Annotated in this window: 18 protein-coding genes; 17 read left to right on the forward strand and 1 reads right to left on the reverse strand. The window is 31.5% G+C overall.

Annotation, left to right across the window (positions count from 1 at the left end; translation table 11 throughout):
* The first annotated feature begins 18 nt into the window (after window positions 1–18).
* The 6 genes from gcvH (at window position 19) to DIS18_RS06655 (ending at window position 5,425) form a co-directional block, all read left to right on the forward strand.
* Window positions 19–399: a glycine cleavage system protein GcvH gene (gcvH, locus tag DIS18_RS06630; RefSeq protein ID WP_109352211.1), complete on the forward strand. Its 381-nt coding sequence runs from the start codon at window positions 19–21 to the stop codon at window positions 397–399.
* Window positions 392–769, forward strand: a complete 378-nt coding sequence (locus DIS18_RS06635; RefSeq protein ID WP_109352212.1) for a VanZ family protein — start codon at window positions 392–394, stop codon at window positions 767–769. Before gcvH ends, DIS18_RS06635 begins: the two co-directional genes overlap by 8 nt.
* A gap of 60 nt (window positions 770–829) precedes the next feature.
* Window positions 830–1,549, forward strand: a complete 720-nt coding sequence (locus tag DIS18_RS06640; protein ID WP_109352213.1) for an energy transducer TonB — start codon at window positions 830–832, stop codon at window positions 1,547–1,549.
* A 235-nt stretch (window positions 1,550–1,784) separates the two neighbouring features.
* Entirely contained in the window at window positions 1,785–2,522 is a 738-nt protein-coding gene (locus tag DIS18_RS06645) for an energy transducer TonB (protein ID WP_181363993.1), read from the forward strand.
* 188 nt (window positions 2,523–2,710) lie between these two features.
* Window positions 2,711–4,810 (forward strand): energy transducer TonB, encoded by a 2,100-nt coding sequence (locus tag DIS18_RS06650; protein WP_109352215.1) that lies wholly within the window; start codon window positions 2,711–2,713, stop codon window positions 4,808–4,810.
* 213 nt (window positions 4,811–5,023) lie between these two features.
* Window positions 5,024–5,425 (forward strand): hypothetical protein, encoded by a 402-nt coding sequence (locus DIS18_RS06655; RefSeq protein ID WP_146191807.1) that lies wholly within the window; start codon window positions 5,024–5,026, stop codon window positions 5,423–5,425.
* Between the two features lie 4 nt (window positions 5,426–5,429).
* On the opposite strand, the gene DIS18_RS06660 is transcribed toward DIS18_RS06655, so the two are convergent.
* Window positions 5,430–6,296 (reverse strand): MBL fold metallo-hydrolase, encoded by an 867-nt coding sequence (locus DIS18_RS06660; RefSeq protein WP_109352217.1) that lies wholly within the window; start codon window positions 6,294–6,296, stop codon window positions 5,430–5,432.
* Between the two features lie 141 nt (window positions 6,297–6,437).
* On the opposite strand from DIS18_RS06660, the gene cyoE reads away from it, so the two are divergent.
* The 11 genes from cyoE (at window position 6,438) to DIS18_RS06715 (ending at window position 15,121) form a co-directional block, all read left to right on the forward strand.
* Entirely contained in the window at window positions 6,438–7,331 is an 894-nt protein-coding gene (gene cyoE / locus DIS18_RS06665) for a heme o synthase (RefSeq protein WP_109352218.1), read from the forward strand.
* Between the two features lie 3 nt (window positions 7,332–7,334).
* Complete coding sequence (locus DIS18_RS06670) at window positions 7,335–7,916, forward strand: cytochrome c oxidase subunit 3 (RefSeq protein ID WP_109352219.1); 582 nt, start codon at window positions 7,335–7,337, stop codon at window positions 7,914–7,916.
* 290 nt (window positions 7,917–8,206) lie between these two features.
* Window positions 8,207–9,175 carry a cytochrome c oxidase subunit 3 gene (locus DIS18_RS06675; RefSeq protein WP_109352220.1) on the forward strand — a complete coding sequence of 323 codons (969 nt, stop codon included), beginning with the start codon at window positions 8,207–8,209 and terminating at the stop codon, window positions 9,173–9,175.
* Window positions 9,176–9,194: 19 nt separating this feature from the next.
* The gene (locus DIS18_RS06680; RefSeq protein WP_109352221.1) at window positions 9,195–9,575 is read left to right on the forward strand and encodes a cytochrome C oxidase subunit IV family protein; all 381 of its coding nucleotides are present in this window, start codon (window positions 9,195–9,197) and stop codon (window positions 9,573–9,575) included.
* Window positions 9,576–9,661: 86 nt separating this feature from the next.
* Window positions 9,662–10,381 carry a hypothetical protein gene (locus DIS18_RS06685; RefSeq protein ID WP_109352222.1) on the forward strand — a complete coding sequence of 240 codons (720 nt, stop codon included), beginning with the start codon at window positions 9,662–9,664 and terminating at the stop codon, window positions 10,379–10,381.
* Window positions 10,374–11,114: an SCO family protein gene (locus DIS18_RS06690; RefSeq protein ID WP_109352223.1), complete on the forward strand. Its 741-nt coding sequence runs from the start codon at window positions 10,374–10,376 to the stop codon at window positions 11,112–11,114. The genes DIS18_RS06685 and DIS18_RS06690 overlap by 8 nt, the downstream gene beginning before the upstream one ends.
* Window positions 11,107–11,640, forward strand: coding sequence for a DUF420 domain-containing protein (locus DIS18_RS06695; protein ID WP_109352224.1), 534 nt, complete (start codon window positions 11,107–11,109; stop codon window positions 11,638–11,640). Before DIS18_RS06690 ends, DIS18_RS06695 begins: the two co-directional genes overlap by 8 nt.
* A 3-nt stretch (window positions 11,641–11,643) precedes the next feature.
* Window positions 11,644–11,862 (forward strand): hypothetical protein, encoded by a 219-nt coding sequence (locus DIS18_RS06700; protein ID WP_109352225.1) that lies wholly within the window; start codon window positions 11,644–11,646, stop codon window positions 11,860–11,862.
* 88 nt (window positions 11,863–11,950) lie between these two features.
* Window positions 11,951–12,652 carry an ABC transporter ATP-binding protein gene (locus tag DIS18_RS06705; protein ID WP_109352226.1) on the forward strand — a complete coding sequence of 234 codons (702 nt, stop codon included), beginning with the start codon at window positions 11,951–11,953 and terminating at the stop codon, window positions 12,650–12,652.
* On the forward strand, window positions 12,645–13,874 hold the full coding sequence (locus tag DIS18_RS06710; RefSeq protein ID WP_109352227.1) for an ABC transporter permease: 1,230 nt from the start codon (window positions 12,645–12,647) through the stop codon (window positions 13,872–13,874). The genes DIS18_RS06705 and DIS18_RS06710 overlap by 8 nt, the downstream gene beginning before the upstream one ends.
* Window positions 13,875–13,876: 2 nt before the next feature.
* Window positions 13,877–15,121 (forward strand): ABC transporter permease, encoded by a 1,245-nt coding sequence (locus DIS18_RS06715; protein ID WP_109352228.1) that lies wholly within the window; start codon window positions 13,877–13,879, stop codon window positions 15,119–15,121.
* The last annotated feature ends 5 nt before the right edge of the window (window positions 15,122–15,126 follow it).

A 15,126-nucleotide genomic window follows, 5' to 3' on the forward strand; every position in this document is an offset into this window, starting at 1 on the left:
CACATTTAAATTTATAAAATGAATATTCCGGCTGAATTAAAATATACCAAAGACCATGAGTGGGTTAAAATAGATGGCGACATTGCTACTATTGGAATTACTGATTTTGCACAAAGTGAATTGGGTGATATTGTTTATGTGGAGGTTGAAACTTTAGACGAAACTTTAGACGCTGATGAAGTTTTTGGAACTGTTGAAGCTGTAAAAACAGTATCAGATTTATTCTTACCATTATCTGGTGAAATTATAGAGTTTAATGAAGCTTTGGAAGACGAGCCAGAGGTTGTAAACTCTGATCCTTACGATGCAGGTTGGATGATAAAGCTTAAATGTTCGGATTTATCTCAAGTGGATGGATTAATGTCTGCTGATGATTACAAAACACTAATAGGTGCTTAAAAAAGTTACGCTTTTAGCGGCTTTAGGTTATTCTATTGCGTTAGGTACGGTTAGTTTAATAACGTTAAACGACCTTCCAGAGGTGCAAATATCATCTGCTGATAAAGTATTTCATTTTTTAGCATATGGCCTTTTTACGTTTTTATGGTATTTTGCTTTTTTTTATACATTTAATTTTAAAAAAAAGAAGTCAGTTATATATGCCGTTGTTTTAGCAATAGTATTTGGCATAATTATTGAAATTTTACAAGATACGTTGACAGAGTCAAGAGCCTTAGATGTTTACGATGCTTTGGCTAATACTCTGGGAGCTTTAATCGCAGCAATTACAGTGAGTTTTTGGAATAAATTGTACGTTAAAAACTCTTAAACACTTGTTTTTTTGACAAATAAATAGTTATTTTAGCATTCTTGATAAACGATTTAAATTATGGAGCCTAAAAAAAATACCAAAGCAAATGTTGGACGTAATAGTTCACTTTACTTCGCCATTGGATTAGCATTGATGTTGTTTTTAACAAACTATGCCATTAATTATAAAACATACGACAAGTCTGATATTGACATAGGGCAATTGAATTTAGATGAATTGGATGATGAAGAAATCCCAATTACAGAACAAATTCAAACACCTCCACCTCCACCACCTCCACCAGCAGCACCTGAAGTTATTGAGGTTGTTGAAGATGAAGAAGAAGTTGAGGAAACTGTTATTGAATCAACAGAAGTTGATCAAGAAACAGAAATTGTTGAGGTTGAAGAAGTAGAAGTAGAAGAAGTAGAAGAAGATATTGATGTACCATTTTCTGTAATTGAAAATGTACCAATTTTTCCAGGTTGTGAAAAAGGTAACAACAATGCAAAAAGAGATTGTATGTCTAAAAAGATTTCTCAATTTGTAAATAGAAAGTTTAATACTGAGTTAGCTGGAGATTTAGGTTTATCTGGAAGACAACGTATAAATGTTATCTTTAAAATTGATAAAACTGGAAATGTAGTTGGAATTCGTGCTAGAGCACCACACCCAGGATTAGAAAAAGAAGCAAAAAGAGTTATTGGATTATTACCAAAAATGAAACCAGGTAAGCAACGTGGTAAACCCGTGAATGTTCCTTATTCTTTACCAATCATTTTTCAAGTTCAAGATTAAGAATATATTCTTTAAATTATATACAAAACCTCGAAGATGTCTTCGAGGTTTTTTTATGGATATTATTAAAGTAGAAGTTTTTTTAAAATAAATAAAACCCCGTTACAGATTTGTAACGGGATTTCTTGTTTTGGTATGCTTATTGTGACTTTATCATAACATTAACATTTAAATTCTAATTATTATGAGAAATCAAAAGAATTCTCACGAACTCATTCGGCAAAATGAGCAAATCGTGAAAAAATCACAAAAGCATGAAACAAATTTACAAAAAAACTCAACCCTTTATTTTCAAATAGGGTTAATTGTATGTTTACTAGCAGCATTTGGATTGCTAGAGATGAAGTTTGAAAGTACTATTCCTAATTACAAAGGGTTACCTCCAATTGATCAAGAAGTGTTTGTTCATATTCCAGTAATTAAAGAAAAGACACCTGCATTGGAAAAACCTGTTAAGCAAAGACGTGTAAAAGACCCAACTATATTTAAAGAAGTTCCTGATGATACTCCAGAAGACCTTTTTAAAAAAGAATTTATTGAACCTAAAGTTAATGTTCCAACTTTAGATCCCGATGATTTCACTCCTCCTATAGAAGAACCAACAGAACCTGAAAACGTTCCATTTATTTCTATTCAAAATGCACCAATTTATCCAGGTTGTGAAAAAGCTAAGGATAATAATGCTAGAAAAAAATGTATGTCTGAGAAAATCACCAAACTGATTCAACGAAAATTTGATGGTAGTGATATTGCATCTAATTACGGCTTAACTGGAAAGCAAAAAATAGATGTACAATTTACTATCGACAAAACAGGAAAGGTAACTGATATTAAAACCAGAGCACCACATCCAAAATTGGAAAAAGAAGCTGTTCGTGTTATTAATTTTATTCCAGAAATGACACCAGGAAAGCAAAGAGATACAAACGTTGGAGTTATTTACAACTTACCTATAGTATTTCAAGTTCAATAAGGACTAAAATTATAATTTCATGCTTTAAAAACCGTTATCATGTTATGATAGCGGTTTTTTCTTGACCTGAATTTATTTCAGGTTCTTAAAATATGACCGTTTTGAATAGATAGTTATCGCTTTTTATTTATAACAAGAATCGAAAAATATAGTATCTTTCAAGCCTAAACTAACTTTCAACATTAACCATGAAGCAATTCATTGTACTACTCCTACTTTTAGTTCAATATAATCTTGATGCTCAAAATTCCTTATTTTCAGAAAAGCCACCTGTTTTTCCTAGTTGTGAAGGTGTAGTCATTGATTCTTTACAAGCTTGTTTCAATAAAGAAGTATATAGTACTATTTATAAAAACTTTAAAGTTCCAGAGCAAGTTTCAAAAGAAAATTATGAGGGCGAAGTTGTCGTTATTTTTGAAGTAGACACTACAGGTCAGTCTCAAGTAGTTTATACTAACGCTTTATATGATGAATTAAAAAAAGAGGCCAAACGTGTTGTTACAGAGTTTCCAAAAATAAAACCAGCGACTTACAACGGAAGGAAAACATTTAAGCAATATTCTATAGCCATTAAAATTCCTTTAGTAGATCAATCGAAGGTAGCGCAAGATGTAGCTAAAACTCAAGAAGTTTCAAAATTAGAAGCAGCAGCAAAAAGTGAGTTTGATAAAGTTGATGAAGAATTAAAAGTTTTTGAAAATAAAGCGTTTCAAAGTCAGTTAAATATTCAATTTACCCATAGTGATTATGCGCGATTTGATAGACAGATGAACCTTATTGGCACAAATAGCCATACGGCATCAAAACCATTTGTCTATGAAGAGGTTTCAAAATATTTTGATTTTCAAGCGGAACAAGACCGATTAAAAAAAGAAGCAGACTCTTGGGGTGAAAAGAAATTATGGAACGAACATTTGGTACAACTCCAAGGAAAAGATTATTGGTTTACTGTAGACCCTATTTTAGATTTGCAAGTTGGATCTGATTCTGAGTTGGATTCCGGATCAACGTATAACAATACCAGAGGTGTTTTAATACAAGGTGGATTAGGAAGTAAATTGAATTTCTACGCTACTGTTTTTGAAAGCCAAGGGCGTTTTGCAGATTATGTAAACCGTTATGCAGAAAGTTTAAAAGCTTTTGGTCCAGACCCTGCGATTATTCCTGGGCGTGGTATAGCAAAACGATTTAAAACAGATTCTTATGATTATCCTGTAGCCGAGGCCTATTTATCGTTTGCACCTGCTAAGTTTATAAATATTCAGTTCGGTCATGGTAAAAACTTTATTGGAGACGGATACCGCTCCTTATTGTTAGCAGATGCTGCGAGTCCGCATCCGTTTTTAAAATTGAATACTAAGTTTTGGAAAATAAAATATACCAATACTTGGATGTGGTTAAAAGATGTTAGAGATGAAGTTGAAGTAGATAAAGCCTTTTTAACTAAATATATCGCAAATCATTATTTAAGTTGGAATGCTTCAAAACGATTGAATATTGGGTTGTTTGAATCGGTACTATGGACAAACTCTAACGATAGAGGTTTTGATGTTAATTACTTGAATCCAATTATTTTTTATAGAGCCATTGAGTTTGAAACGGGCCAAGGAGCAGGTAATGCATTATTAGGAGCTTCGGCTAAATACAAATGGAATGATAATGTAAATATTTATAGTCAGTTTATCTTAGATGAATTTTCTCTTGGAGATGTTAAAGCAGGTGAGAAAAGCTGGAAAAACAAATTTGGGTATCAATTAGGTATTAAATATTATAACGCATTTAAGGTTGATAATCTATTACTACAATTTGAATATAATCGTGTGCGCCCATACACGTATTCTCATAATACTATTGTGCTGAATTATGCACACAATAACCAACCTATGGCTCATTTGTGGGGTGCTAATTTTAGTGAAGCTATTATAATTGGTCGTTATCGTTACAAACGCTGGTTTGGTGATGCTAAATTAATTTTTGGAACACGTGGATTAGATTTTAATACAAGTTCTGATGACTTTAGCTATGGTGGAGATATTTATAGGAACTATAACGAGAGACCTTTTGATACAGGTGTTGAAGTTGGGCAAGGTATAAAGACAACAACATTTAACGGAAACTTACAAGCAGGCTACTTAATTAATCCAGCATCCAATTTAAAAGTCTTTACAGATATAACGGTTAGAAATTTTAACCCAGATGCTACTACAACTTCTACATTTAAAAGCAATACGGTTTGGTTTAATTTTGGACTTAGAACCGATTTGTTTAATTGGTATTTTGATAATTAGTGAATTTTTAGTCAATTAACAATTTATTATACTCTCATAACTTTAAGTTATATGAAATATAGAAGTAATTATTATGACAAGTTACCTACTAGCTATAAAAATATTTTAAGCGTTTTTTTGATTTCAATATTATTGATTTCTTGCAAAGAAAAACCTTTAATTAATTTACCGAATAAAGAAATTCCATATCTCTCGAGATATTTAGACTCAATAATGGATTCAAAATTGTTGGATGAAAAACCAATACTTATTGTAGATGGAAACTTCATAAGCTCTTATGAAAAAAATAATGGCTGGTTTTTATTGCGTAAAGATGATATTAGGGAATTGAAGTATATGGTAGATACTAGTTCGGTTAAATTATACGGTGTTAGAGGAAAGAATGGTGCTATTTTGATAAATACCAAATTACTTGAATACAAATCCAAACCTAATAATGAAAAATCAATTTTTGTTTTAGACGGAAAAGTAATTAGTTATTCAGAATATAAAAAAATTGACTTTTCAAATATCAGTGGAATAGCTACATTTACAGATAAAGCAACAATAATTTTATATGGGTCAGAAAAAAACACGGAATTGATTTACATTACTAGTAAAATTCCAGCTGATTAAAAATTTATCTTTTCAAACTTCTATAAAGTGTGCGCCTCATTTTTTCAGAAGAAATATAACAGCAACCATAATTTAAATCATCATAGGTTTTGGTTAAATTGGTGTTAGAAACAACTTCATCTTCAGTTTTCCCATTACTAATTTCGGTTTCAACTTTATTTTTAAGCGTTTCTAACATATTTAAAAAGGTAGTGTACTCTTGTTTGTTTGATTGTTTACCGTGACCAGGGATTATTTTGGTATTATCGTCAACAAAAATCATAGCGCTTTTTATAGCTTTTATATAACCATTTACGGTTCCGCCAGATTTTAAATCGATGTATGGATAACGTCCGTTAAAATACGTATCGCCAGTATGTAGTACATTACTTTTGGTGAAATATAGTAAGGCATCACCATCAGTATGTGCATTATCAATATGGAAAATTATAACTTGCTCACCATTAATGTATAAACTCAATTTATCATTAAAAGTAATTACAGGAAGAGAAGCATCAGATTGTTTAGGGTTGTTCTTGACACGTTTATAAACATTATCATGTGCAATTATTGGTGCGTTTAATTTTGAGATATTTTCGTTACCACCTGTATGGTCTCCATGATGATGAGTGTTTGCTAAATATTTAATAGGTTTATCACTTAGGGTTTTAATGGCATCTAAAATTTTAGGCGTTAATGGTGCAAATTGACTATCAATCATAAAAACACCATCTTCCCCAGTAGATATTCCAATGTTTCCGCCTTGACCTTCTAGCATGTAAATTTTATCAGTGAGTTTATGTGTTTTTATTATAACTTCCTTTTTTTGAGCACAAGCTGATGTCATTGAACTAATAAAAAATAAGATTAAAGTAAAGTTGAATGTTTTCATGTGATGCATTAAAATTTAAGTCCCACTAAAAGTACAAATTTTTAATCTATGGCTGTTTTTAAATTTAGTATTAAACCATTGCTCAAATTGCTTTTATCGAGTATCTTTGCACTCGCAATAAAAAAGTAGAAGCTTACAACATTGAGTAATTCAAAATCTTCATTAGCAACCCATTCTGTCATTTCAGATTTTAAAGAAATCACGAAAATGCGCTTGTCTATTAGTGTTGTTTTTTCTTCGTTGGTTGGTTACTTGTTGGGGGTAGAGACTATTGATTTTCAGACTTTAATTTTATTAGCTTTAGGGGGTTATTTTATGGTTGGCGCTTCAAACGGATTCAATCAAATTATTGAAAAAGATTTGGATGCCTTAATGGATCGTACAAAAAACAGACCTATTCCTGCTGGACGTATGTCTGTTAATACAGCGTTTATTATTTCGACCATTTTCACAGTTTTAGGTATTATTATTTTATACACTATAAACAAGCAAACTGCTATGTTTGGTGCTATATCTATCTTTTTATATACTTGCGCATACACACCTTTAAAAACAAAAACACCATTGGCTGTTTTTGTTGGCGCTATACCTGGTGCTATTCCGTTTATGTTAGGTTGGGTAGCAGCTACAGACGATTTTGGTATTGAACCTGGAACCTTATTCGCACTACAATTCTTTTGGCAATTTCCTCATTTTTGGGCTATTGGTTGGTTTTTATTTGACGATTACAAAAAAGGTGGTTTTTTTATGTTGCCAACCGGAAAACAAGATAAAGGCACTGCGGTACAAACCATTATGTACACCATTTGGACAATTTTAATTTCTATAATTCCAGTGTTTGGTTTTACAGGAAAGTTACAGCTTTCTGTTGTGGCTGCTATATTGGTTTTTGGCGCTGGTTTATGGTTTTTATATTATGCAATACGATTGTTTAGATTAATGACCGAAAAGGCTGCAAAGCAATTGATGCTTGTAAGTGTATCGTATATTACTTTAATACAGATTATTTACGTTGTAGATAAATTTATCAGATAGATTATGGATTTAACTCAAGGAACACCACAAGAGAAAAATAGTAGAGCAAAAAAAATGATGCTTTGGTTTGGAATTATTTCTTTAATCATGTCTTTTGCTGGATGGACAAGTGCTTTTGTAGTTAGTAGCTCTAGACCAGATTGGTTAAAAGATTTTGTTTTACCCAATGCTTTTGTAGTTAGTACAGTAGTTATAATTATAAGTAGCTTTACTTTTATTTTAGCAAAACGTACTTTAAAAAGTGGAAACCATAAGGCTACCATGTTGTGGTTATTTATAACCCTAATTTTGGGTGTGGTTTTTATTTTTAATCAGTTTTCAGGGTTTCAACAAATTATAGATTTAGGTTATAATTTTACAGGACCAACGAGTAATGTAACGATGTCTTACATTTATTTAATTGCTATTGTGCATATTTTGCATGTTGTGGTTGGACTATTTTGTTTATTGGTTGTAATTTATAATCATTTTAAACAAAAGTATAATTCTGAAAATATGCTAGGTTTTGAGTTGGCTGCAACCTTCTGGCATTTTATAGACATCCTTTGGGTATACCTCTTTTTATTTCTTTATTTTGTTAGATAGGTTTTAAGTAAAAGAACCTTTAACTAACTGTTTTATTAGGGTTTTAGGGGATGGATGCGTTAGGGATTGAGGCATTGTTGAAGCTCACCGACGCAGGAGGAAGCGACTGCCGAAAGCCCGACCGAAGCAATTAGATTACATTTTTTTTATCTAAAAAACGTATAGCGAAAGGAGCGCCCAAATAATTTTTACTAAGATTAATTTAAGGTTTTTAAATTTTAAAGCGGGATGTTTTATTAGATGAATAAAATGATTATTTTTGTCCAACTTTTAAATAACAACCATTATATATGAGTACAGCAGTAGCAGAAGGCAAAACTTGGGGAGGCGGTAACCAACCGTTAAAAGCAAGTTACGGTAAAATGATGATGTGGTTTTTCATCGTATCGGATGCTTTAACATTCTCGGGGTTTTTAGCAGCCTACGGATTTTCAAGATTTAAATTTATTGATGCATGGCCAATTGCGGATGAGGTGTTTACTCACTTTCCGTTTTTACACGGCGTAGATGCACCTATGTACTATGTGGCGTTTATGACGTTTGTACTAATTATGTCGTCTGTAACTATGGTATTAGCCGTGGATGCTGGACACCATATGAACAAAGCTAAGGTGACTATTTACATGTTTTTAACCATTATTGGTGGTTTAATATTTGTTGGGTCTCAGGCTTGGGAGTGGAATACATTTATTAAAGGTGATTATGGTGCAGTACAAACAAAAGGAGGGAACATCTTACAGTTTGTTGATACTGAAGGGCATCGAGTGGCTTTAAAAGATTTTGTTGTAGCAGAAGAAAAGTATAGAACAGAACACAATAGAAAAGATGGTTTGTGGTTTGTACAAGAAGGCACTTTGCCTACATATACTGTTGGAGAAGTAGTTAAAGGGTTAGAGGCTCATGACAATGTTTTAGTAAGGACTCAAATTATAAATGAAAACGGAGAGAAAACAGTGTTATCTAGAGCTGAATCATTAAGACAAATAAAAGAAAACGGAACATTAGTTGTTGAAGGTGCTAATCTTCATGTAAACGAGTATGGATCGCCATTATTTGCTGATTTCTTTTTCTTTATAACTGGATTTCACGGATTTCACGTATTCTCTGGAGTTATTATAAACATTATTATTTTCTTTAATGTTGTTTTAGGAACTTATGAAAGACGTGGAAGTTATGAAATGGTTGAAAAAGTTGGTCTTTACTGGCACTTTGTAGATTTAGTTTGGGTATTTGTATTTACATTCTTCTACTTAGTTTAATTCAAAATAGATTTTTAAAATGGCACACGAACATAAATTAGCAATATTTCAAGGTTTAGTTAAGTTTAAATCTAATACGCAAAAAATTTGGGGGGTTTTAATTTTCCTAACTATTGTAACTATTATTGAAGTAGCATTAGGTATAGTTAAACCAGAGGCTTTAATGGCTAAGTTTTTAGGAATGAAAATGCTAAACTGGATTTTTATTATACTAACTATAGTTAAGGCTTATTATATTACATGGGATTTTATGCACATGCGTGATGAAACCAAAGCGTTGAGGCGTATGGTGGTATGGACAGCAATTTTCTTGATTTTATATTTAATATATATATTACTACAAGAAGGTGGATACGTTTTTGATGTATATGATAATGGTTATATTAAAAAAGATTTTTAACTATTTAAATTAGTTAAATACAGATATAAAGGCGGTTTTTAAACCGCCTTTTTTTATTTTTGCACAAGATTTAATACTGTGATTTAATGGATTATAAAAAGGTAAGTAGATATGTAGTTTTAGGAATTTTATTCTTTCTACCAGTAACTTTTTTATTATTCTTATATCCTGCCACACACTATTATACGCCGTTAGATATTGTTAATGAATCCGTTTTAGATTTAGATAACTTTACATCAAATTCTGAAGAAAAAATACTTTTAAAGGATCATATATCAGTACTTGGTTTTTTTGGAAACCAACCTTTAGAAAGTAATACGGTAGCTCTTAATTTAAAAGAGTTGGTGTATGATAAGTTTAAAGGGTTTAAGCGTTTTCAAGTTGTTGTTTTAGTTCCAAAAGGTACTGAAGAGGCAGTTAAAAAGTTAAAAGCAGAAATTAGTTCTTATCAAGATTTAAAATTTTGGCATTTTGTTTTTGGAGAACCAAGCGATATAAAGCGTGTGTTTTTTAGCTTAAAAGCAAAAGGGGATTTATTATCTATATCAGGTAGTAATCAGGTTTACATTATTGATAAAGATTTAAACCAACGTGGACGATTGGATGACAGAACAGATAATGAATTAGAAAAAGATAAACCCGTTTATGGCTTATATGGTTATGATTGTATTGAAGTTGCAGAAGTAAAAAATAAAATGAGTGATGATTTACGGATTTTGCTTACTGAATACAGACAAAAACGTAAAGGTGAATTTAATTCTGACACGAGACGCGCAAGTGATTTAAAATCTGAAAATAATGAGTAAAAAAACAAATTATTCATACATAGGAATTGCATTTATTATTCTTGTTTTTGGAATTATTTTTATTCCTAGAATTGTTGATAGAATATCAAATGATGACATCACAAGACAAGAAAGTAGAAGTAATTTAAAAGAAGAAGTTTCTAAAAAATCAGATTTAGTTTTTATTCCAAATGGTGATACGTTTCGTAAAGTGCCAGAGTTTTCATTTGTAAACCAAAATGGAAAAATAATAACTAATAAAGACTATGAAGGGAAAGTGTATGTTATTGAATTCTTTTTTACAACATGCCCGACTATTTGCCCTAGAATGAATAGAAACCTCATTCAAATACAAAATGAATTTGAAGGCTTTGAAGATTTTGGTGTAGCATCTTTTACTATAAATCCAGATTATGATACTTCAGAAATTTTAAAAGATTATGCTGAAAAATACGGCGTGACAAATCCGAATTGGCATTTAATGACTGGAGATAAAGATGCGATATACAAACTTTCAAACGAAGGGTTTTATATTTATGCCGCTGCAAATCCAGATATTGAAGGAGGCTTTGAACATTCTGGTAATTTTGCTTTAATAGATAAAAACGGTTTTATTAGATCGAGAGTAGAAAATGGAAACCCAATAATATACTACAACGGTATTACTTCTGAATCTGAGAAAACTGATGAAGATGGTAAAGCCGAAGAAATTAGTGCCTTAAAAGAAGATATAAAAAAGTTACTTAATGAGTAATTCACAAAACACCTTAGACGATAAAAAATACAATAAGCTAATAGTTATTCTATCTATTGTAATACCAGTAGCTGTTGCTGCACTTTTTGGAATTAAAATTGATGCTGAATTACCAGTATTTTTGCCACCAATTTATGCAACTGTTAATGCTATTACAGCATTTGTTTTAATATTAGCTTTTATAGCTATTCAAAACAAAAAAATAAAATTGCATGAGCGATTAATGAAATTTGCAATTATCCTGTCTGTGTTATTTTTATTAATGTATATCGCTTATCATATGACAAGTGATTCAACTAAGTTTGGAGGTGAAGGAATCGCTAAATATTTGTACTATTTTATTTTAATAACACATATACTACTTTCAATTGCAGTTATTCCATTTGTATTAATTACTTATGTAAGAGCCATTACTAATAACATTGAAAAACATAAAAAAATAGCAAAAATTACATTTCCTTTATGGCTGTATGTTGCTATAACAGGTGTAGTGGTTTATATTATGATTTCACCTTATTATGTATAGCAAATGAAATCTAAAATAATCTGTTTTCTTTTTTCTTTTTTCTTTTTTCTAAACAGCAATGCACAGTGTGCTATGTGTCGTGCAGTTCTTGAGAGCGAAGAAGGACAAACTGCAGCAGAAGGTATAAACGATGGTATTGTATATTTAATGGCTATACCTTATATACTAGTGGCGGGGATTGGATACTTTATTTATCGTAAATACAAGACGTTAAAAAAGTAATAAAAAGTTTTTTGTCTTTCTTTTGTAACATTTCTTTGCAAGAGTAGTCTAACTTAAAAGAGGAATCAATTTATCAATCAATCAAGGCATGCTTAAAATCCATCAATTGCACAAATCCTATGCTATAGGAGACTCCAGTTTACATGTTTTAAAAGGAATAGATCTTAATGTTGAAGAAGGCGAAATGGTAGCTATCATGGGATCTTCAGGTTCAGGTAAGTCAACATTGTTAAATATTATTGGCATGTTAGATGAAGCAGACTCTGGCGAATATATTCTAGATGGTCTTCCAATTAAAAATCTTACTGAAAAGAAAGCTGCGGTTTACAGAAATAAATTTTTAGGATTTATTTTTCAATCTTTTAACTTGATAAATTACAAAACGGCTCTTGAAAATGTAGCACTTCCTCTGTATTATCAAGGTTTAAAACGTAAAGAGCGTCAAGAGAAAGCATTATTTCATTTAGGAAAAGTAAGTTTAGCAGATTGGGCTAAGCATTTACCAAAAGAACTTTCTGGAGGTCAAAAACAACGTGTGGCCATCGCAAGAGCATTAGCTGCTAATCCAAAATTATTACTTGCTGATGAGCCTACTGGGGCTTTAGATACAAAAACATCTTATGATATTATGGCTTTTATTCAACAACTTAATGATGAAGGCAAAACCATATTGATGGTAACGCATGAAGAGGATATTGCTAATATGTGTAAGCGTATTGTGCGTCTCCGAGATGGTGTTATTATGGAAGATAAAAAAGTTAATCAAGTAAGAGCAGAACAGTATGTTTGATATTGATCTTTGGCGAGAAATATTTCAAAGTATAAATATGAACAGAACCAGAAGTTTATTGTCTGGTTTTACTGTAGCATTTGCTATTCTATTATTTACCATACTTTTTGGGATTGCCAATGGGTTGCAAAACACATTTGCCGAAGCATTTGTTGATGATGCTAACAATTCCATTTTTATAAGGTCAGGTAGAACAACAAAAGCTCATAAGGGCCTTCAAGCAGGAAGACAAATTCAACTTAAAAATGAAGATCTTGATTATGTGAAAAATGATTTTGACGATAAAGTTGAATTCATTACTGCAAGAATTTATAAAAACTTTCAGGTTTCATATAAAGGTGAGCAGAATAACTATAATCTTAGAGCAGTTCACCCCGATCATCAATTTCTAGAAAAAACAAAAATAAAAGAAGGACGCTATATTAACCAAAACGATTTAAACAACAGAACGAAAACAGTTGTCATTGGTCGTTTAGTTGAAGAAGATTTATTTTTAAAAACAAGAGCTTTGGGGAAGTATATAAATTTAGGAGGGATTCAATTTAAAGTTATTGGTGTTTTTACAGATGATGGAGGGGATAATGAAGAACGTTTAATATACATGCCAGTCTCTACGGCGCAATACCTTTATGGGAATAACGATTATGTAGACCAGATTAACTTAACCTATAATCCTGAAATGGATTATGACCAAGCATTAGGTTTCAGTACACTATTAACAAAAAAACTAAAAAACCGTTTTTCGGTAGCAAGAAGTGACCAAAGGGCTATTCGTGTTCGTAATATGGCAGAAGGAACAAAAGCCATAAGTCAAATGACTGTTGGTTTAACGTTTATAATTTTAGTGATTGGTTTTGGGACTTTAATTGCGGGAATTGTAGGTGTTAGTAACATCATGATTTTTATTGTTAAAGAACGTACTAAAGAAATTGGTATTCGAAAGGCTTTAGGTGCATCTCCTAAATCTATAGTATCAATTATCTTGATAGAATCTATTCTAATAACAGCAATTGCTGGTTATGTTGGCCTATTAATAGGTGTTGGTGTTTTAGAAGCAGTAGGACCGAGTTTGAAAGAATATTTTATTAAAGATCCAGGAGTAAGTAATGGTTTGGTTATAGGAGCTACACTTACTTTAATTATAGCGGGAGCCATTGCTGGTTATTTACCAGCAAAAAAAGCATCAAGAATTAAACCTATTATAGCACTAAGAAACGATTAAGCATGTTTAAATTTTTATTTGACAGAGATACATGGCAAGAAGTTTTTGATAGCTTTAGTAAAAACAAACTAAGGTCTATATTAACTATGGTAGGCGTTTGGTGGGGTATTTTACTGCTGATTGGACTTTTAGGTTCTGCTCGTGGTTTAGAAAATTCATTTAATCGTTTATTTGGGAGTTTTGCAACAAATAGTGTATTTGTTTGGGGGCAAAGTACTAGTAAACCATTTAAAGGCTTTCAAGAAGGAAGACAAGTTAGACTGTCATTAACAGATGCAAAAAAGGTTGAAGAAAATGTTGAAGGTATTGAATTTTTGGTACCAAGAAATCAAAATCAAGCTAGTGTAGTTAGAAATTTTCTTTCTGGTAATTTTGGAATTAATGGTGATTATCCATTGTTGGATCAAGTACAAAAGAAAAAACTCATTCATGGACGCTTTATCAATCAAAATGACATAGATGATAACAAAAAAGTAGTCGTTATTTCTGAAGATGCCTATAAACAGCTTTTCGAAAAAGATGAAATGCCTATTGGAGAATATATTGAAATAAATAAAATTAACTTCAAAGTTGTAGGTATGTTCGAAAATGGTAATGTAAATATGGGGCCTACTTCAGATATGCATATTCCGTTTACAACATTTCAACAAATATATAATCAAGGGGATCAAATAGGTTGGATGATGATTACAGGAAAACCTGAATATGACATCAAACAAATTGAAGAAGACGCTAAATTATTGCTTAAAAATCTAAATAAAATTCACCCTAAAGATAAACGCGCTTTTGGAAGTTTTAATTTAGGAAATGAGTTTTCTAAAATAACTGGCTTCTTAATAGGTATGCAATTTTTAACATGGTTTGTAGGTATAGCAACATTAATTGCAGGTGTGTTTGCCATTGGGAATATTTTGCTAATTACAGTAAAAGAGCGTACCAAAGAAATAGGTGTTCGAAGAGCTTTAGGTGCTACACCATTTGAAATTAAAAGACAAATAGTAGTTGAAGCGGTTTTTCTAACCATAGTAGCAGGAATATTTGGGATTATATCTGGTGGCTGGATTTTAATAGGATTAGATGCTGCGTTTGGACAAGGAGATGATGCCACTATAGTTAACGCCTCTGTATCCATAGGAGTAGTATTTATAGCGCTAGTCATCCTAGTTGTTTTAGGGACATTAATAGGTTTAATACCAGCCTTTAAAGCTACTAGCGTAAAACCAATTGAAGCATTAAGAGAAGAATAAACAAT

Source organism: Algibacter marinivivus (assembly GCF_003143755.1).
GTDB lineage: Bacteria > Bacteroidota > Bacteroidia > Flavobacteriales > Flavobacteriaceae > Algibacter_B > Algibacter_B marinivivus.

Coding starts and splice junctions, on each gene's coding strand:
- DIS18_RS06690 (WP_109352223.1), top strand. CDS start 10,374: ATGAGTAAAAAAACAAATTATTCATACATAGGAATTGCATTTATTATT.
- DIS18_RS06655 (WP_146191807.1), top strand. CDS start 5,024: ATGGATTCAAAATTGTTGGATGAAAAACCAATACTTATTGTAGATGGA.
- DIS18_RS06715 (WP_109352228.1), top strand. CDS start 13,877: ATGTTTAAATTTTTATTTGACAGAGATACATGGCAAGAAGTTTTTGAT.
- DIS18_RS06695 (WP_109352224.1), top strand. CDS start 11,107: ATGAGTAATTCACAAAACACCTTAGACGATAAAAAATACAATAAGCTA.
- DIS18_RS06640 (WP_109352213.1), top strand. CDS start 830: ATGGAGCCTAAAAAAAATACCAAAGCAAATGTTGGACGTAATAGTTCA.
- DIS18_RS06685 (WP_109352222.1), top strand. CDS start 9,662: ATGGATTATAAAAAGGTAAGTAGATATGTAGTTTTAGGAATTTTATTC.
- DIS18_RS06660 (WP_109352217.1), bottom strand. CDS start 6,296: ATGAAAACATTCAACTTTACTTTAATCTTATTTTTTATTAGTTCAATG.
- DIS18_RS06700 (WP_109352225.1), top strand. CDS start 11,644: ATGAAATCTAAAATAATCTGTTTTCTTTTTTCTTTTTTCTTTTTTCTA.
- DIS18_RS06710 (WP_109352227.1), top strand. CDS start 12,645: ATGTTTGATATTGATCTTTGGCGAGAAATATTTCAAAGTATAAATATG.
- DIS18_RS06675 (WP_109352220.1), top strand. CDS start 8,207: ATGAGTACAGCAGTAGCAGAAGGCAAAACTTGGGGAGGCGGTAACCAA.
- gcvH (WP_109352211.1), top strand. CDS start 19: ATGAATATTCCGGCTGAATTAAAATATACCAAAGACCATGAGTGGGTT.
- DIS18_RS06705 (WP_109352226.1), top strand. CDS start 11,951: ATGCTTAAAATCCATCAATTGCACAAATCCTATGCTATAGGAGACTCC.
- DIS18_RS06680 (WP_109352221.1), top strand. CDS start 9,195: ATGGCACACGAACATAAATTAGCAATATTTCAAGGTTTAGTTAAGTTT.
- DIS18_RS06650 (WP_109352215.1), top strand. CDS start 2,711: ATGAAGCAATTCATTGTACTACTCCTACTTTTAGTTCAATATAATCTT.
- DIS18_RS06670 (WP_109352219.1), top strand. CDS start 7,335: ATGGATTTAACTCAAGGAACACCACAAGAGAAAAATAGTAGAGCAAAA.